The sequence below is a fragment of the Candidatus Regiella insecticola LSR1 genome, from assembly GCF_000143625.1.
Taxonomy (GTDB): Bacteria; Pseudomonadota; Gammaproteobacteria; order Enterobacterales; family Enterobacteriaceae; genus Regiella; species Regiella insecticola.
Genome location: NZ_GL379589.1, coordinates 120,869 through 134,788, shown reverse-complemented (window position 1 = coordinate 134,788; position 13,920 = coordinate 120,869). Strand labels below are relative to the sequence as shown.

The 13,920-nt window shown below is 44.5% G+C and carries 23 protein-coding genes; all 23 read right to left on the bottom strand.

All coding sequences use genetic code 11. From position 1 onward, the window contains the following. Positions 1–2 precede the first annotated feature (2 nt). Positions 3–503: a 30S ribosomal protein S5 gene (gene rpsE / locus REG_RS00990; protein WP_006704128.1), complete on the bottom strand. Its 501-nt coding sequence runs from the start codon at positions 501–503 to the stop codon at positions 3–5. A 12-nt stretch (positions 504–515) separates the two neighbouring features. Beyond that, positions 516–869, bottom strand: coding sequence for a 50S ribosomal protein L18 (gene rplR, locus REG_RS00985; RefSeq protein ID WP_006704127.1), 354 nt, complete (start codon positions 867–869; stop codon positions 516–518). 9 nt (positions 870–878) lie between these two features. Then, entirely contained in the window at positions 879–1,412 is a 534-nt protein-coding gene (gene rplF / locus REG_RS00980; protein WP_006704126.1) for a 50S ribosomal protein L6, read from the bottom strand. Positions 1,413–1,426: 14 nt separating this feature from the next. After that, positions 1,427–1,819 carry a 30S ribosomal protein S8 gene (gene rpsH / locus REG_RS00975; RefSeq protein ID WP_006704125.1) on the bottom strand — a complete coding sequence of 131 codons (393 nt, stop codon included), beginning with the start codon at positions 1,817–1,819 and terminating at the stop codon, positions 1,427–1,429. Positions 1,820–1,851: 32 nt separating this feature from the next. Beyond that, a complete protein-coding gene (rpsN, locus tag REG_RS00970) occupies positions 1,852–2,178 on the bottom strand; it encodes a 30S ribosomal protein S14 (RefSeq protein ID WP_006704124.1) in 327 nt (108 codons plus the stop codon). 8 nt (positions 2,179–2,186) lie between these two features. Next, complete coding sequence (gene rplE, locus REG_RS00965) at positions 2,187–2,726, bottom strand: 50S ribosomal protein L5 (RefSeq protein ID WP_006704123.1); 540 nt, start codon at positions 2,724–2,726, stop codon at positions 2,187–2,189. A gap of 15 nt (positions 2,727–2,741) precedes the next feature. Beyond that, the gene (rplX, locus tag REG_RS00960) at positions 2,742–3,056 is read right to left on the bottom strand and encodes a 50S ribosomal protein L24 (protein ID WP_006704122.1); all 315 of its coding nucleotides are present in this window, start codon (positions 3,054–3,056) and stop codon (positions 2,742–2,744) included. A 13-nt stretch (positions 3,057–3,069) separates the two neighbouring features. Further along, positions 3,070–3,441, bottom strand: coding sequence for a 50S ribosomal protein L14 (gene rplN, locus REG_RS00955; protein ID WP_006704121.1), 372 nt, complete (start codon positions 3,439–3,441; stop codon positions 3,070–3,072). 165 nt (positions 3,442–3,606) lie between these two features. Then, entirely contained in the window at positions 3,607–3,864 is a 258-nt protein-coding gene (gene rpsQ / locus REG_RS00950; RefSeq protein WP_006704120.1) for a 30S ribosomal protein S17, read from the bottom strand. Beyond that, a complete protein-coding gene (gene rpmC / locus REG_RS00945; RefSeq protein ID WP_006704119.1) occupies positions 3,861–4,055 on the bottom strand; it encodes a 50S ribosomal protein L29 in 195 nt (64 codons plus the stop codon). Before rpmC ends, rpsQ begins: the two co-directional genes overlap by 4 nt. After that, positions 4,055–4,465 carry a 50S ribosomal protein L16 gene (rplP, locus tag REG_RS00940; protein ID WP_006704118.1) on the bottom strand — a complete coding sequence of 137 codons (411 nt, stop codon included), beginning with the start codon at positions 4,463–4,465 and terminating at the stop codon, positions 4,055–4,057. The genes rpmC and rplP overlap by 1 nt, the downstream gene beginning before the upstream one ends. Continuing rightward, complete coding sequence (gene rpsC / locus REG_RS00935; RefSeq protein WP_006704117.1) at positions 4,465–5,205, bottom strand: 30S ribosomal protein S3; 741 nt, start codon at positions 5,203–5,205, stop codon at positions 4,465–4,467. The genes rplP and rpsC overlap by 1 nt, the downstream gene beginning before the upstream one ends. Next, a complete protein-coding gene (gene rplV / locus REG_RS00930) occupies positions 5,183–5,560 on the bottom strand; it encodes a 50S ribosomal protein L22 (protein ID WP_006704116.1) in 378 nt (125 codons plus the stop codon). Before rplV ends, rpsC begins: the two co-directional genes overlap by 23 nt. 14 nt (positions 5,561–5,574) lie before the next feature. Continuing rightward, positions 5,575–5,853 carry a 30S ribosomal protein S19 gene (rpsS, locus tag REG_RS00925; RefSeq protein ID WP_006704115.1) on the bottom strand — a complete coding sequence of 93 codons (279 nt, stop codon included), beginning with the start codon at positions 5,851–5,853 and terminating at the stop codon, positions 5,575–5,577. 24 nt (positions 5,854–5,877) lie between these two features. Next, positions 5,878–6,705: a 50S ribosomal protein L2 gene (rplB, locus tag REG_RS00920; RefSeq protein WP_006704114.1), complete on the bottom strand. Its 828-nt coding sequence runs from the start codon at positions 6,703–6,705 to the stop codon at positions 5,878–5,880. Between the two features lie 18 nt (positions 6,706–6,723). Further along, positions 6,724–7,026 (bottom strand): 50S ribosomal protein L23, encoded by a 303-nt coding sequence (gene rplW, locus REG_RS00915; RefSeq protein WP_006704113.1) that lies wholly within the window; start codon positions 7,024–7,026, stop codon positions 6,724–6,726. Then, positions 7,023–7,628, bottom strand: a complete 606-nt coding sequence (rplD, locus tag REG_RS00910) for a 50S ribosomal protein L4 (protein WP_006704112.1) — start codon at positions 7,626–7,628, stop codon at positions 7,023–7,025. Before rplD ends, rplW begins: the two co-directional genes overlap by 4 nt. A gap of 16 nt (positions 7,629–7,644) precedes the next feature. Next, positions 7,645–8,343: a 50S ribosomal protein L3 gene (rplC, locus tag REG_RS00905; protein ID WP_039907050.1), complete on the bottom strand. Its 699-nt coding sequence runs from the start codon at positions 8,341–8,343 to the stop codon at positions 7,645–7,647. Positions 8,344–8,392: 49 nt separating this feature from the next. After that, the gene (rpsJ, locus tag REG_RS00900) at positions 8,393–8,704 is read right to left on the bottom strand and encodes a 30S ribosomal protein S10 (protein ID WP_039907049.1); all 312 of its coding nucleotides are present in this window, start codon (positions 8,702–8,704) and stop codon (positions 8,393–8,395) included. Positions 8,705–9,022: 318 nt separating this feature from the next. Beyond that, positions 9,023–10,207, bottom strand: a complete 1,185-nt coding sequence (gene tuf / locus REG_RS00895; RefSeq protein ID WP_006704109.1) for an elongation factor Tu — start codon at positions 10,205–10,207, stop codon at positions 9,023–9,025. Positions 10,208–10,277: 70 nt separating this feature from the next. Continuing rightward, positions 10,278–12,383 carry an elongation factor G gene (fusA, locus tag REG_RS00890; RefSeq protein ID WP_006704108.1) on the bottom strand — a complete coding sequence of 702 codons (2,106 nt, stop codon included), beginning with the start codon at positions 12,381–12,383 and terminating at the stop codon, positions 10,278–10,280. A 96-nt stretch (positions 12,384–12,479) separates the two neighbouring features. Further along, entirely contained in the window at positions 12,480–12,950 is a 471-nt protein-coding gene (gene rpsG, locus REG_RS00885) for a 30S ribosomal protein S7 (RefSeq protein ID WP_006704107.1), read from the bottom strand. Between the two features lie 92 nt (positions 12,951–13,042). Then, complete coding sequence (gene rpsL / locus REG_RS00880; protein WP_006704106.1) at positions 13,043–13,417, bottom strand: 30S ribosomal protein S12; 375 nt, start codon at positions 13,415–13,417, stop codon at positions 13,043–13,045. Positions 13,418–13,920: the final 503 nt, after the last annotated feature.

Sequence of the window (13,920 nt, the reverse complement as noted above, 5' to 3'; positions counted from 1 at the left end):
TTTTACCCTAGAATTTCTTCGACGGACTTACCACGCTTTGCAGCGACCATTTCTGGCGATTTCATATTTGCCAGAGCATCAACAGTTGCACGAACCACATTAATTGGGTTGGTAGAACCGTAGGTTTTGGCTAATACGTTGTGAACACCAGCCACGTCCAAAACAGCCCGCATGGCGCCGCCGGCAATAATACCTGTACCTTCAGAAGCCGGTTGCATAAACACACGAGAGCCTGTGTGAGCACCCTTAACGGGATGCTGTAGCGTCCCATTATGCAACGGGACTTTCATCATATTACGTCGGGCTTTTTCCATCGCTTTTTGGATTGCTGCAGGCACTTCACGAGCCTTACCATAGCCAAAACCAACACGACCCTCACCATTCCCTACTACTGTAAGCGCGGTAAAGCTGAAAATACGACCACCTTTTACCGTCTTAGATACCCGATTTACCGCAATTAGTTTTTCTTGCAGTTCACCAGCTTGTTTTTCGATGTTCGCCATCTTGCCTCTACCTTAGAACTGAAGGCCAGCGGCCCGGGCAGCGTCTGCCAGTGCCTTGACTCGACCATGATATTTGAAACCGGAACGGTCAAAGGATATTTTTTCAATTCCTTTTCCCAATGCACGTAGCGCAACCGCTTTACCTACTGCTTCTGCGGCATCCTTATTAGCGGTAGATTTCAATTGATTATTGATATCTTTTTCTAATGTAGAAGTGGCTACCAAAGTTTCAGAACCGTTTGGAGCGATAACCTGCGCATAAATATGGCGCGAAGTACGATGTACCACTAAACGAGTCGCCGCAAGTTCTTTTAGCTTACGCCGTGCGCGGGTCGCACGACGGATACGAGCTGTTTTCTTATCCATAGTGTTACCTTATTTTTTCTTAGCTTCTTTTATACGCACGACTTCATCAGCGTAGCGGACACCTTTGCCTTTATAAGGCTCAGGACTTCGGTAGGCACGCAGATCTGCCGCAACCTGACCAACAACCTGTTTATTTGCCCCTTTCAGCACAATTTCAGTTTGGCTAGGGCATTCAGCAGTAATGCCTTGCGGTAGCTGATGTTTAATGGGGTGAGAAAAACCTAAAGCCAACTCTACCCAATTATTTTTAACTGATGCACGGTAACCTACACCTACCAATAGCAGTTTCTTCGTGAAACCTTCAGTAACACCGATAATCATTGCATTAACCAACGAACGAGTAGTACCCGCTTGAGCCCAATTGTCTGCGCCTTGGTGTAATTCAAAAATCAATGTATTTTTTTCTGTTACTTCTACTTTAACGGCGGGATGAACAGTATAAGTTAGCTCGCCATTCTTACCCTTAATCGAAATTACCTGATCGTTGAGTTTTACCTCTACACCGGCAGGAATGACGACGGGTGCTTTTGCAACACGAGACATGCTTTCCTCCGAAATTAAGCTACGTAGCAGATAATCTCGCCACCAAGACCAGCTTTGCGAGCTGCACGATCAGTCATAACACCTTTAGAGGTAGAAACAACAGCGATACCCAGCCCACCCATCACTTTTGGCAACTCATCTTTTTTCTTATAGATACGTAGACCTGGGCGGCTAACACGTTGAATTGTTTCGACCACTGCCTTCCCTTCGAAATATTTAAGTTTTAATTCCAAAACGGGTTTAGTGTTGCCTTCAATTTTAACATCTTCAATATAACCTTCTTCTTTTAGCAAATTGGATATTGCCACTTTCAAATTGGAAGAAGGCATGGTGACCGCAATTTTTTTCGAGGATTGTCCATTACGAATGCGCGTCAGCATATCCGCGACCGGATCTTGCATGCTCATCTGTTTTTACTCCCGTGATTAATTGGTAACCATTACCAGCTAGCCTTTCTAAGACCCGGTATTTCACCGCGCATAGCGGCTTCACGGACTTTCATACGGCTCAAACCAAACTTGCGCAAGACACCGTGCGGGCGACCAGTTTGACGACAGCGATTACGCTGGCGACACGGGCTGGAATCACGCGGTAGCTGCTGCAGTTTAAGAACAGCATCCCAAACGGCATTACCAGATGACTTTTCATCAGTAGAGACAGTCACACCCGCAGAGATAATCTTTTTTAATGTTTCGCGTTTTTCTCGATATTTGTTAGCCATTTTTACACGTACAACTTCACGTGCTTTACATGATTGCTTAGCCATAAGTAACCCTACTTGCGAAATGGAAAATTAAACGCAGCTAACAAGGAACGACCTTCATCATCAGATTTTGCAGTGGTCGCAATAGTAATATCCAAACCCCGTAGTTTATCAACTTTGTCATAGTCAATTTCAGGGAAGATGATTTGCTCTCGAACACCCATGCTATAGTTGCCACGCCCATCAAATGATTCAGGAGATAAACCACGAAAATCACGAATACGAGGAACAGCAATGTCAATTAAACGTTCAAGAAACTGCCACATACGTTTGCCACGCAAGGTCACTTTACAACCTATCGGATAGCCCTGACGGATTTTGAAACCTGCAACAGATTTACGTGCTTTGGTGATAAGCGGTTTCTGACCAGAAATCGCCGTCAAATCAGCGACTGCATTATCCAATAATTTTTTATCAGTTATTGCTTCACCAACTCCCATGTTTAGGACGATCTTTTCGATCCGAGGGACTTGCATGACAGAACTGTAACCACATTTACCCATCAGTTGTTTTAATACTTCATCTTTGTAGTAATCATGCAGTTTCGCCATCGTATTACTCCAAGTTTATTTTATAGTTTCTTTATTAGATTTGAAATAGCGTACTTTTTTGTTATCCTCAAACCTAAAACCTACGCGATCAGCCTTGCCGGTTGTTGCATTAAATAATGCAACGTTAGAAACTTCAATAGCGGCTTCTTTTGTAACAATGCCCCCGGGCTTATTCAAAGAGGCAACTGGTTTTTGATGCTTTGTAACCAGATTAATGCCTTCAACAATAACTTTACCCTTAGACAAAACACTTTTTACTTTCCCGCGTTTACCTTTATCTTTTCCGGTTAACACGATAATTTCGTCATTATGACGGATTTTCGCTGCCATAGCCCGCTCCTCCTTAGAGTACTTCTGGTGCCAGAGAAATAATTTTCATGAACTTTTCATTGCGCAGTTCACGAGTCACAGGCCCAAAAATACGGGTACCGATTGGTTGCTCATTGGTATTATTCAAAATAACACAAGCATTACCATCGAAGCGAATCATAGAACCATCTGGGCGACGTACACCCCTTCTAGTGCGCACCACTACCGCTTTCAGTACATCGCCTTTTTTCACCTTGCCACGAGGAATTGCTTCTTTGATGGTGATTTTGATGATGTCGCCGATGCCTGCGTAACGACGGTGCGAACCACCTAGAACCTTGATACACATTACGCGACGTGCACCGGAGTTGTCGGCTACGTTCAGCATAGTCTGTCCTTGGATCATGTTAGTGCTCCGCTAATATTAATAACTGTTATTTAAAACCCAATTGGTATTTAAAACCCAAAACAGGTCGCTTGAACAAGGGCATCACATTGTAACACTGCTGTTAACTTATAGGTAGAAAAACAAACACCTCATCGTTGAGCAGCTGGCTCGATTCATTATTCACTACACAATCGCTTTTTTTATGACCGCAACAAGCGTCCAAGATTTTGTCTTCGACAGTGGGCGGCATTCACGGATCGTTACTATATCACCGATACCGCATTCATTTTCTTCGTCATGTGCATGCAATTTCGTCGTACGTTTGATGAATTTACCATAAATTGGATGCTTCACTATTCGCTCCATGGTAACAACAATGGATTTCTCCATTTTGTTACTGACTACGTGTCCTTGCATCGTACGGATTTTTTTTTCATTCATTTACACACCTGCTTTTCAGTCAGTAAAGTCTTAACGCGTGCAATCTCTCGGCGGACTTTTTTAAACAAATCAGGCTGCTTGTGCTGACCTGTGGCGGCATGCATACGCATGTTAAATTGCTCACGTAGCAGGTCGAGCAGTTTTTCTTTCAGCTCTTCAACGTTTTTTTTACGCAGCTCTTGTGCTTTCATTACATCACCGTTTTAGTTACAAAGGTGGTTTTTATCGGCAGCTTGGCTTTCGCTAAAGCAAATGCTGCCCGGGCGGTTTCTTCGGAAACACCATTCATTTCAAACAACATTTTTCCTGGTTGGACTAGGGCAACCCAATACTCTACGTTCCCTTTACCTTTACCCATTCGTACTTCTAGCGGTTTTTGAGTGATAGGTTTGTCCGGAAATACACAAGTCCAAATTTTACCTTGGCGTTTAATTCCACGCGACAGCGCCCGACGGGCTGCTTCAATCTGACGAGCATCCAAACGACCGCGACCATAAGCTTTCAAGCCAAAATCACCAAAGTTAACTTTTGCACCTATGGTTAAACCACGGTTGCGGCCTTTTTGCATTTTACGATACTTCGTACGCTTTGGTTGTAACATCAGCGATTCTCCTTTTTGTTGCCTTTACGCTGCTGCCGTTTTTCTTGCTGCCGCTCTTCTTTAGGTCGAGAAGTATTCAAATCTACTGATGTTCTAACCTCGTGCATTAAGCCTAGAATCTCGCCTTTAAAGATCCAGACTTTAACACCAATAACACCGTACGTGGTATGTGCTTCTGAGAGGCTGTAATCAATATCCGCGCGCAAAGTATGCAAGGGAACACGGCCTTCACGATACCATTCAGTACGCGCAATTTCAGCACCACCAAGGCGGCCACTGACATTAATTCTGATACCTTTAGCACCAGCTCGCATAGCGTTTTGTACGGCACGTTTCATTGCACGACGGAACATGACACGACGTTCTAACTGTGAAGCGACACTATCAGCAACTAATTTTGCTTCGAGGTCAGGCTTGCGAATTTCTTTAATGTTAATCTGAGAAGGTACAGCAGCAATATCAGTCACTTTCTTTCGTAACTTTTCTACGTCTTCACCTTTTTTCCCGATAACGATGCCAGGTCGAGCAGTATGAATAGTTACACGGATGCTCTTTGCTGGGCGCTCGATAACAATACGAGAAACAGATGCCTTGTCTAACTTCTCCATCAAAACCTGACGAATTTTTTTATCGCCTGCTAAATTGTCAGCAAATTCTTTGTCGTTGACAGCATACCAGGTGGAGTCCCAATCTTTAACAATACCTAGCCTAAAGCCATTAGGATTTACTTTTTGACCCATTGCTAGTCTCCAGAGTCTCAGCTATTTTATCAGACACGACCACAGTAATGTGGCTGGTACGCTTTAGGATGCGATCGGCGCGGCCTTTCGCACGAGGCATAGTCCTTTTCATGCTAGGACCCGAGTCTACGAAAATTTTTGCAACTTTCAAATCATCTATATCAGAGCCATCGTTGTGTTCTGCATTAGCAATAGCAGACTGAAGCACTTTCTTAACCAAAGCACTTGCCTTTTTATTGGTATAAGTCAGAATATTCAGAGCTTGTGCTACTGGTTTACCACGAACCAGATCCGCTACAAGACGCACTTTCTGAGCAGAAGAACGAGCGTGGCGATGTTGAGCGATAGTTTCCATCTCTTCCCCCTACCTTAACGTTTTTTAACCTTTTTATCGGCCACATGGCCACGATAAGTACGGGTCGGTGCAAATTCTCCTAATTTGTGACCGACCATCTCTTCGGAAACAAAAACGGGAACATGCTGACGACCATTATGGATAGCGATGGTCAAATTGTTCATTTGTGGAATGATCATTGAACGACGGGACCAAGTTTTAATTGGCTTTTTGTCTCCGCTTTCCAACGCTTTCTCTACCTTCTTCAGCAAGTGATAGTCCAGAAAAGGACCTTTCTTGAGAGAACGTGGCATGGCTTATCCTCTATAATATAATAGTTATTTTTTACTACGGTGACGTACGATGAACTTATCAGTACGCTTGTTATTCCGTGTTTTCTTACCTTTGGTTTGAACTCCCCAAGGTGTTACCGGGTGTTTACCAAAATTACGACCTTCACCACCACCGTGCGGGTGATCGACTGGGTTCATCGCCGTACCACGAACAGTGGGACGGATACCACGCCAACGACTCGCACCTGCTTTCCCCAAAACACGTAACATATGTTCGGAATTACCTACTTCACCGATAGTAGCGCGACAATCAGACAAAATTTTACGCATCTCACCAGAACGTAGGCGCAGGGTAACATAGGCATCTTCACGAGCAACGATTTGAACGCAAGCACCAGCAGACCGTGCCAATTGGCCACCTTTACCTGGTTTCATCTCTATGTTGTGTACTGTTGTCCCCACGGGTATGTAGAGCATCGGTAGACAGTTTCCATTTCTTATAGGAGCGTGAACACCTGATTGGATGGAATCACCTTTTTTTAGTCCTTTTGGCGCTAAGATGTAACGACGTTCACCATCTCTATACAAAATCAACGCAATATTAGCAGAGCGGTTTGGATCGTACTCCAGGCGCTCAACCACAGCAGGGATATCGTCTTTACTACGTTTAAAATCAACTAGACGATAATGTTGCTTATGTCCACCACCGATATGACGGGTAGTAATACGACCGTTATTGTTACGGCCACCGCTTTTGCTTAATTTTTTAAGCAGCGGGGCATATGGCTTACCCTTGTGTAGCTCAGAGTTCACCACTTTAACAACGTGACGACGACCCGGAGATGTAGGTTTACATTTAACAAGTAGTACCATTGTTTGCTCTCCTTCGACTTACTCTGTGCTGCCGCTGAGATCCAGCGTATGACCTTCTTCCAAGGTAATGTAAGCTTTTTTCCAGTCACTACGACGACCAACACGCTGACCATGACGCGTCGCCTTGCCTTTTACTAGCAAGGTGTTTACGTTTTTGACTTTGACTTCGAATAGTTTACTCACTGCGTCTTTAATTTCTGCTTTAGTTGCATCTTTCATAACTTTAAACACGCAAGTGTTGTGCTTCTCCATCACCAGAGTCGCTTTTTCTGATACCTGTGGTCTACGCAGTACTTTCAGCAGACGTTCTTCACGGATCATGTCAACATCTCCTCAATTTGCTGTACTGCATCAGTCGTCATAACCACTTTGTCAAAAGCGATCAGGCTAACAGGATCGATACCTGCAACATCACAAACGTCAACTTTATACAAATTGCGAGAGGCTAAGAGCAGATTATCAGCGATTTCTTTAGTTACGATTAACACATCTTCCAGCGCCATCTCTTTCAGTTTTTGCAGTAATAACTTAGTTTTAGGCATTTCTACAGAAAACTCTTTGACAACGATTAGACGATCTTGGCGTACCAATTCAGACAGAATACTTTTTAATGCACCACGGTACATTTTTTTATTAACTTTTTGACTGTGATCCTGAGGCTTAGCGGCAAAAGTTACGCCACCGGAACGCCAGATTGGACTCTTTACAGAACCAGCTCGCGCACGGCCAGTACCTTTTTGACGCCAAGGTTTTTTACCGGAACCTGTCACCTCTGCCCGCGTTTTTTGAGCCCGAGTACCTTGACGGGCAACTGCTGCGTAAGCAACAACCACCTGATGTACTAGCGCTTCATTGAACACACGCCCGAAGGTAGTTTCAGAAACCGTCAGCACACCTTGCGTGTCTTTTATTGCCAATTCCATTCCTATCTCCTCGACGCTACGCCTTGACAGCAGGTTTAACGATCAGGTTGCCACCGGTTGCTCCCGGTACAGCACCTTTGACCAGCAGTAAGTTACGCTTAGCATCAACACGCACTACGTCTAAACTTTGAACGGTTACACGTTCATCACCCAGGTGACCTGCCATTTTTTTGCCTTTAAACACTTTTCCCGGCGTCTGATTTTGACCGATAGAACCCGGCGCACGGTGAGACAAAGAATTACCGTGGGTGGCATCTTGAGTACGGAAGTTCCAGCGCTTTACTACTCCGGCAAAACCTTTACCTTTCGATGTTCCAGTAACGTCAACTTTTTTAACGTCAGCGAAAATTTCAACAGTTATTTCTTCGCCACGTAAAAATTTTTGGTCTTCTGCTATCCGAAATTCCCACAATCCACGGCCAGCAGTTACCGGATCTTTGGATGTTAATACTTCTTTTATTATCTCGGGATTATCCAATGTTGCTCTTTTACTGCGGATAGTTTTTGTTCCCTCGAAATGACCACGTTGTGGTTTTTTTAAACGACTTGTCTTCTTTTGACCAGTAGTCACTTGGACAGCACAATAGCCATCAGTTTTAATATCTTTAACTTGAGTAACACGGTTTTTTTCAATTTCGATAACAGTGACTGGGATTGAAACACCTTCTTCAGTGAAGACACGTGTCATACCCAATTTTTTACCGATTAAACCCATTTTATCTTTACTAGTCATTGTTTCAGCCCCTAATCGTTCAATGACCTGATTAACCCAGGCTGATCTGCACATCGACACCGGCAGCCAGATCCAGACGCATCAGAGCATCAACGGTATTCTCGGTTGGCTCAACGATGTCAATCAGGCGCTTATGAGTAAGAATTTCATACTGATCACGGGCGTCTTTATTGACGTGCGGAGAAATCAGGATGGTAAAACGCTCTTTGCGTGTCGGCAGCGGGATAGGACCACGAACTGTCGCACCAGTACGCTTTGCCGTTTCGACAATTTCAGAGGTGGATCGATCGATCAAGAGATGATCAAACGCTTTCAGACGAATACGGATTCTTTGCTTCTGCATCAGACCAGAGCTCCAGTTATTTATAAAAGCAATAGACTGTGCCTTAATCCATTTTAACGAATAGGAGTAAGTACAGTCGTTCAACATATAACTCCCCTATTGGGAGTGTTGTCCCGGTACCTGATAATAGCGTACCCGCTGACAGGCTAGCGCCTTAATCTGACCTACAGACATTCGGCAGGCCAGCGGGATTATACGTAAATCAAGACAGGAAGCAAGACAGTGTTAAGGAACTAGTAAAAAACTTGCTAAAATAAATTAGAAATAGGCATTAAAAATAGCAAAAAGGGCGCTATGCTTGCCCTTTTTGTTTATGCCTTACTCAAGAATTTTAGTCACTACACCTGCGCCCACAGTCTTGCCACCTTCACGAATGGAAAACTTTAAGCTTTCGTCCATCGCGATGGGGGCAATTAAGGTAACCACTATTTTTACGTTGTCACCTGGCATGATCATTTCAACCCCTTCTGGCAACTTAATGTTACCAGTAACATCCGTGGTGCGGAAATAGAACTGAGGACGGTAGCCTGGAAAGAAAGGCTTATGACGACCCCCTTCTTCTTTGGTTAAAATATAAACCTCTGCTTCAAATGTAGTGTGAGGGGTAATACTTTTTGGCTTACATAAAACCTGCCCGCGTTCGATCTCTTCACGTTTGGTTCCACGGAGCAAAACACCTACGTTTTCACCAGCACGGCCTTCATCTAGCAGTTTGCGAAACATTTCAACACCGGTACAGGTAGTTTTAGTTGTAGGTTTAATACCGACAATTTCTACTTCTTCACCGACTTTGATAATCCCTTTTTCTACCCGACCGGTTACTACAGTGCCACGGCCAGAAATAGAGAAGACATCTTCAATGGGTAACAAAAATGGCTTATCAATATCTCGTTCTGGTTCAGGGATGTAGCTATCTAAGGCTTCAGCAAGTTCGATGATCTTGGCTTCCCATTCTGCTTCACCTGCTAGTGCTTTTAGCGCTGAGCCCTTAATCACCGGGACATCATCACCAGGAAAATCGTAGGTAGAAAGTAACTCACGAATTTCTAGTTCAACCAGTTCTAATAATTCTTCATCATCAACCATGTCACATTTATTCATAAATACGACCATGTAAGGAACGCCGACTTGACGGCCTAACAAGATGTGCTCACGTGTTTGCGGCATGGGGCCATCACTTGCGGCAACCACCAAAATTGCTCCGTCCATTTGAGCGGCACCGGTGATCATATTTTTCACGTAATCGGCATGCCCTGGACAGTCAACATGTGCATAGTGGCGTTTTTCCGTGTCATATTCAACATGAGAGGTATTGATAGTAATCCCACGTGCTTTTTCTTCCGGTGCATTATCTATCTGATCAAATGCCCTGGCTTGTCCACCGTACTTTTTGGCCAATACGGCAGTAATGGCAGCGGTCAAGGTCGTTTTACCATGATCAACATGACCAATGGTACCTACATTAATATGCGGTTTTGTACGTACAAATTTTTCTTTAGACACAATTATATTCCTCAGTCTGATGCTTTTTGTAAATTAAAGAAGCACTAATCTAAATTTTAGCGCCGTAAATTTATTTTTTACGCGCTTCGATAATGACCTGAGCGACGTTAGGCGGCGCTTCTTGGTACTTCAGAAATTCCATAGAATAAGAGGCACGCCCCTGACTCTGAGAACGCAGGTCTGTAGCATAACCGAACATTTCAGACAACGGAACCTGAGAACGAATAGTCTTGGCGGTTGCGGTATCTTCCATGCCCTCGATCATACCACGCCGACGGTTTAAATCACCGATGACATCACCCATATACTCTTCTGGGGTTTCATTTTCAACTTTCATTATAGGCTCTAACAAAACCGGCTTTGCCTTCATGAAGGCTGCCTTGAAGGCGATAGAGCCCGCGATTTTAAACGCCAGTTCAGAGGAGTCAACGTCATGAAAGGATCCGTCAAATAAGGTCACTTTTATATCAACAATCGGATATCCCGCCAAAACACCATTTTTCAGTTGTTCTTGGATACCTTTATCTACCGCGGGGATGTATTCTTTCGGAATAACACCGCCTTTGATTGCGTCAACAAATTCATAACCGGCCCCACCCGGCTCCAAAGGTTCAATACGTAACCATACATGACCAAATTGACCACGGCCACCAGACTGTTTAACGTGTTTGCCTTCTTGTTCGACAGTGGATCGAATTGTTTCACGGTAAGCAACCTGTGGTTTACCTACGTTTGCTTCCACATTAAATTCGCGGCGCATCCGATCACAAAGGATCTCTAGGTGCAGTTCACCCATACCTGCCATGATGGTTTGACCGGATTCTTCGTCAGTGGAAACACGAAATGAAGGATCTTCTTTCGCCAAGCGACCCAAGGCAAGCCCCATTTTTTCTTGATCAGCTTTGGTTTTGGGCTCTACAGCAACAGAGATGACGGGTTCGGGGAATTCCATCCGTTCTAAGATTATCTGATTATTTTTATCGCAAAGTGTTTCGCCGGTGGTGACATCTTTCAAGCCAACAGCAGCAGCAATATCACCCGCATAAACTTCTTTAATTTCTTCCCGCTTGTTAGCATGCATTTGTACAATACGACCAAGGCGTTCTTTTTTCCCTTTTATTGGATTAAATATCTCTTCACCAGACTTAACCTTCCCAGAATAAACACGGAAGAAAGTCAGGCTGCCAACAAAAGGATCATTGGCAATCTTAAAAGCCAGTGCAGAAAAGGGCTCTTCATCGTTGGCTCGACGTTCGGCAGGGGTATCCTTCCCATCATTCAAGATACCATTAATGGCGGCCACATCCGTTGGTGCTGGAAGATATTCAACCACGGCATCCAACATGGCCTGCACGCCTTTATTTTTAAAGGCAGAGCCACAGGTTACCAGGATGATTTCATTGTTTAAGACCCGCTGACGTAAACCCTGCTTGATTTCTTCTTCAGTTAGCTCTGTACCACTCAGATATTTATCCATTAGTTCATCTGAGGCTTCAGCCGCTTCTTCAACCACATGGAGGCGACGATCCTCGGCCTGTGCAAGCATATTCTCCGGGATATCTTCGTATTCGAACGTCACCCCTTGATCCGTTTCATTCCATTTAATGGCCTTCATCTTGACAAGATCGATCACACCGGTGAAGTTTTCTTCCTTGCCGATTGGCAACTGAATTTCTACAGGGCGTGCCGCTAGGCGTGATTCGAGTTGTTTAACGACTTTTTGGAAATCTGCCCCCATACGATCCATCTTGTTTACAAACGCGATGCGGGGCACTTTATATTTGTTCGCTTGACGCCATACGGTTTCAGATTGTGGTTGAACACCACCCACCGCGCAGTAAACCATTACTGCACCATCAAGAACACGCATAGAACGTTCTACTTCGATAGTAAAATCAACGTGTCCTGGGGTGTCGATGATATTGATACGATGGGGTTGAAACTGTTTAGCCATACCAGACCAAAAACAGGTTGTCGCAGCAGAAGTAATAGTGATACCTCGTTCCTGCTCCTGTTCCATCCAGTCCATAGTTGCTGCGCCTTCGTGAACCTCACCAATTTTATGGTTAACACCGGTGTAGAATAAAACACGTTCAGTGGTGGTGGTTTTACCGGCGTCGATATGAGCACTGATACCGATGTTACGATAGCGCTCAATGGGTGTTTGACGAGCCATTTTGTTTATCTCCTAGAGCGTTCAATTTATCCCATGCGAGGGCTGTTTTCTGCCTGCTGCATAGGGAAATATCATAAATGACACTGCTCTTAATCATTACCAGCGGTAGTGAGCGAACGCTTTGTTAGCTTCCGCCATACGATGAACATCTTCACGTTTTTTAACAGCAGAGCCTTTGTTTTCTAGCGCGTCAAACAATTCATGCGCCAAGCGTACAGCCATTGATTTATCACTGCGTTTACGAGCAGCATCAACGAGCCAACGCATTGCCAGTGCATTACGGCGAACCGGACGAACTTCAACGGGCACCTGATAAGTGGAACCACCTACCCGCCGGGATTTAACTTCTACCGTCGGACGTACGTTGTTAAGTGAAATTTCGAAAGCGTCCAAAGGCGCTTTAGCAGAGCGCTTGGCTAATTCTTCCAAGGCACTGTAGACAATAGCTTCGGCAGTAGATTTTTTACCGTCTACCATTAAAATATTAACAAATTTGGCCAGTAGCTCAGATCCAAATTTAGGATCGGGCAAAATTTTGCGTTGACCAATAACACGACGACGTGGCATGGAAATAACTCCGTTGTTAATTCAGGGGTGTCCAAAACTCGATGAGTTTATTTTGACATTAAATAGTTTGGCCTTACTTAACGAAGTAATCATTAAGCCTTTGGCTTCTTCACACCATACTTGGAGCGAGCTTGTTTACGATCTTTAACGCCAGAGCAGTCAAGCGCTCCACGGACAGTGTGGTAACGTACACCGGGTAAATCTTTAACACGACCGCCTCGGATCAAAATTACTGAGTGCTCTTGCAAGTTATGTCCTTCACCACCAATATAAGAGGTGACTTCAAAACCGTTAGTTAAACGTACCCGGCATACTTTACGTAGTGCCGAGTTGGGTTTTTTCGGCGTAGTAGTATATACCCTGGTACAGACACCACGTTTTTGCGGGCAAGAAGCCAACGCAGGAACGTTGCTTTTGGCAACCCTCTTGCGGCGAGGCTTACGAACCAGCTGATTAATCGTTGTCATTATAAAAAACTCCTAGCTCTTTGCTGTGTAAACGGTGTTGACATCCTCATCGCCATAAAAATGACGAAGATTCCTACAGCGTTCAGATCAAGATCTGAGTCGCCTCAGAGGGTTCCTGCTTCATCGAGCGACTTAACTGCACCGACTCTCTACGGGCTTAACATTCCGCATGCCTTGTGGTACTGATTGCCGTCATAGCTATGCCAAAGTTTTCGCTGTTAGCCGCTGCATTTTAACACCGGTTAGTTGGAAAACCCTGCCTTATATCTCCGGCTTGAAGGCAGAGATTTTACGGCACATCGGATAAAGGGACGCGGAATTCTATGGCTGACTCTACAAGGAGTCAAGAAATATACAACAATAAAACCGTTGACAGAAGAAGTATTAAAGAGCCATGTTAAAGCGTTATATACCCTTCGCCTTTGAATCCGCCCTGTTGTTGGCTGGGTACTCGCCTCATCAGGTAGTCTATCTACGCTCATCGGCTTCACAGCCTGGCCGCC

What these genes read in the sequence shown, in the direction of transcription:
- rpsN (WP_006704124.1), bottom strand. Translation starts at nt 2,178, where the DNA reads ATGGCTAAGCAATCATGTAAAGCACGTGAAGTTGTACGTGTAAAAATG.
- rpsE (WP_006704128.1), bottom strand. Translation starts at nt 503, where the DNA reads ATGGCGAACATCGAAAAACAAGCTGGTGAACTGCAAGAAAAACTAATT.
- rplB (WP_006704114.1), bottom strand. Translation starts at nt 6,705, where the DNA reads ATGGTACTACTTGTTAAATGTAAACCTACATCTCCGGGTCGTCGTCAC.
- rpmC (WP_006704119.1), bottom strand. Translation starts at nt 4,055, where the DNA reads ATGAAAGCACAAGAGCTGCGTAAAAAAAACGTTGAAGAGCTGAAAGAA.
- rpsJ (WP_039907049.1), bottom strand. Translation starts at nt 8,704, where the DNA reads ATGCAGAAGCAAAGAATCCGTATTCGTCTGAAAGCGTTTGATCATCTC.
- rplV (WP_006704116.1), bottom strand. Translation starts at nt 5,560, where the DNA reads ATGGAAACTATCGCTCAACATCGCCACGCTCGTTCTTCTGCTCAGAAA.
- rpsG (WP_006704107.1), bottom strand. Translation starts at nt 12,950, where the DNA reads ATGCCACGTCGTCGTGTTATTGGTCAACGCAAAATTTTGCCCGATCCT.
- rpsL (WP_006704106.1), bottom strand. Translation starts at nt 13,417, where the DNA reads ATGACAACGATTAATCAGCTGGTTCGTAAGCCTCGCCGCAAGAGGGTT.
- rplD (WP_006704112.1), bottom strand. Translation starts at nt 7,628, where the DNA reads ATGGAATTGGCAATAAAAGACACGCAAGGTGTGCTGACGGTTTCTGAA.
- rplN (WP_006704121.1), bottom strand. Translation starts at nt 3,441, where the DNA reads ATGATCCAAGGACAGACTATGCTGAACGTAGCCGACAACTCCGGTGCA.
- rplP (WP_006704118.1), bottom strand. Translation starts at nt 4,465, where the DNA reads ATGTTACAACCAAAGCGTACGAAGTATCGTAAAATGCAAAAAGGCCGC.
- rpsS (WP_006704115.1), bottom strand. Translation starts at nt 5,853, where the DNA reads ATGCCACGTTCTCTCAAGAAAGGTCCTTTTCTGGACTATCACTTGCTG.
- rpsQ (WP_006704120.1), bottom strand. Translation starts at nt 3,864, where the DNA reads ATGAATGAAAAAAAAATCCGTACGATGCAAGGACACGTAGTCAGTAAC.
- rplX (WP_006704122.1), bottom strand. Translation starts at nt 3,056, where the DNA reads ATGGCAGCGAAAATCCGTCATAATGACGAAATTATCGTGTTAACCGGA.
- fusA (WP_006704108.1), bottom strand. Translation starts at nt 12,383, where the DNA reads ATGGCTCGTCAAACACCCATTGAGCGCTATCGTAACATCGGTATCAGT.
- rplR (WP_006704127.1), bottom strand. Translation starts at nt 869, where the DNA reads ATGGATAAGAAAACAGCTCGTATCCGTCGTGCGACCCGCGCACGGCGT.
- rpsC (WP_006704117.1), bottom strand. Translation starts at nt 5,205, where the DNA reads ATGGGTCAAAAAGTAAATCCTAATGGCTTTAGGCTAGGTATTGTTAAA.
- rpsH (WP_006704125.1), bottom strand. Translation starts at nt 1,819, where the DNA reads ATGAGCATGCAAGATCCGGTCGCGGATATGCTGACGCGCATTCGTAAT.
- rplC (WP_039907050.1), bottom strand. Translation starts at nt 8,343, where the DNA reads ATGGGTTTAATCGGTAAAAAATTGGGTATGACACGTGTCTTCACTGAA.
- rplW (WP_006704113.1), bottom strand. Translation starts at nt 7,026, where the DNA reads ATGATCCGTGAAGAACGTCTGCTGAAAGTACTGCGTAGACCACAGGTA.
- rplE (WP_006704123.1), bottom strand. Translation starts at nt 2,726, where the DNA reads ATGGCGAAACTGCATGATTACTACAAAGATGAAGTATTAAAACAACTG.
- rplF (WP_006704126.1), bottom strand. Translation starts at nt 1,412, where the DNA reads ATGTCTCGTGTTGCAAAAGCACCCGTCGTCATTCCTGCCGGTGTAGAG.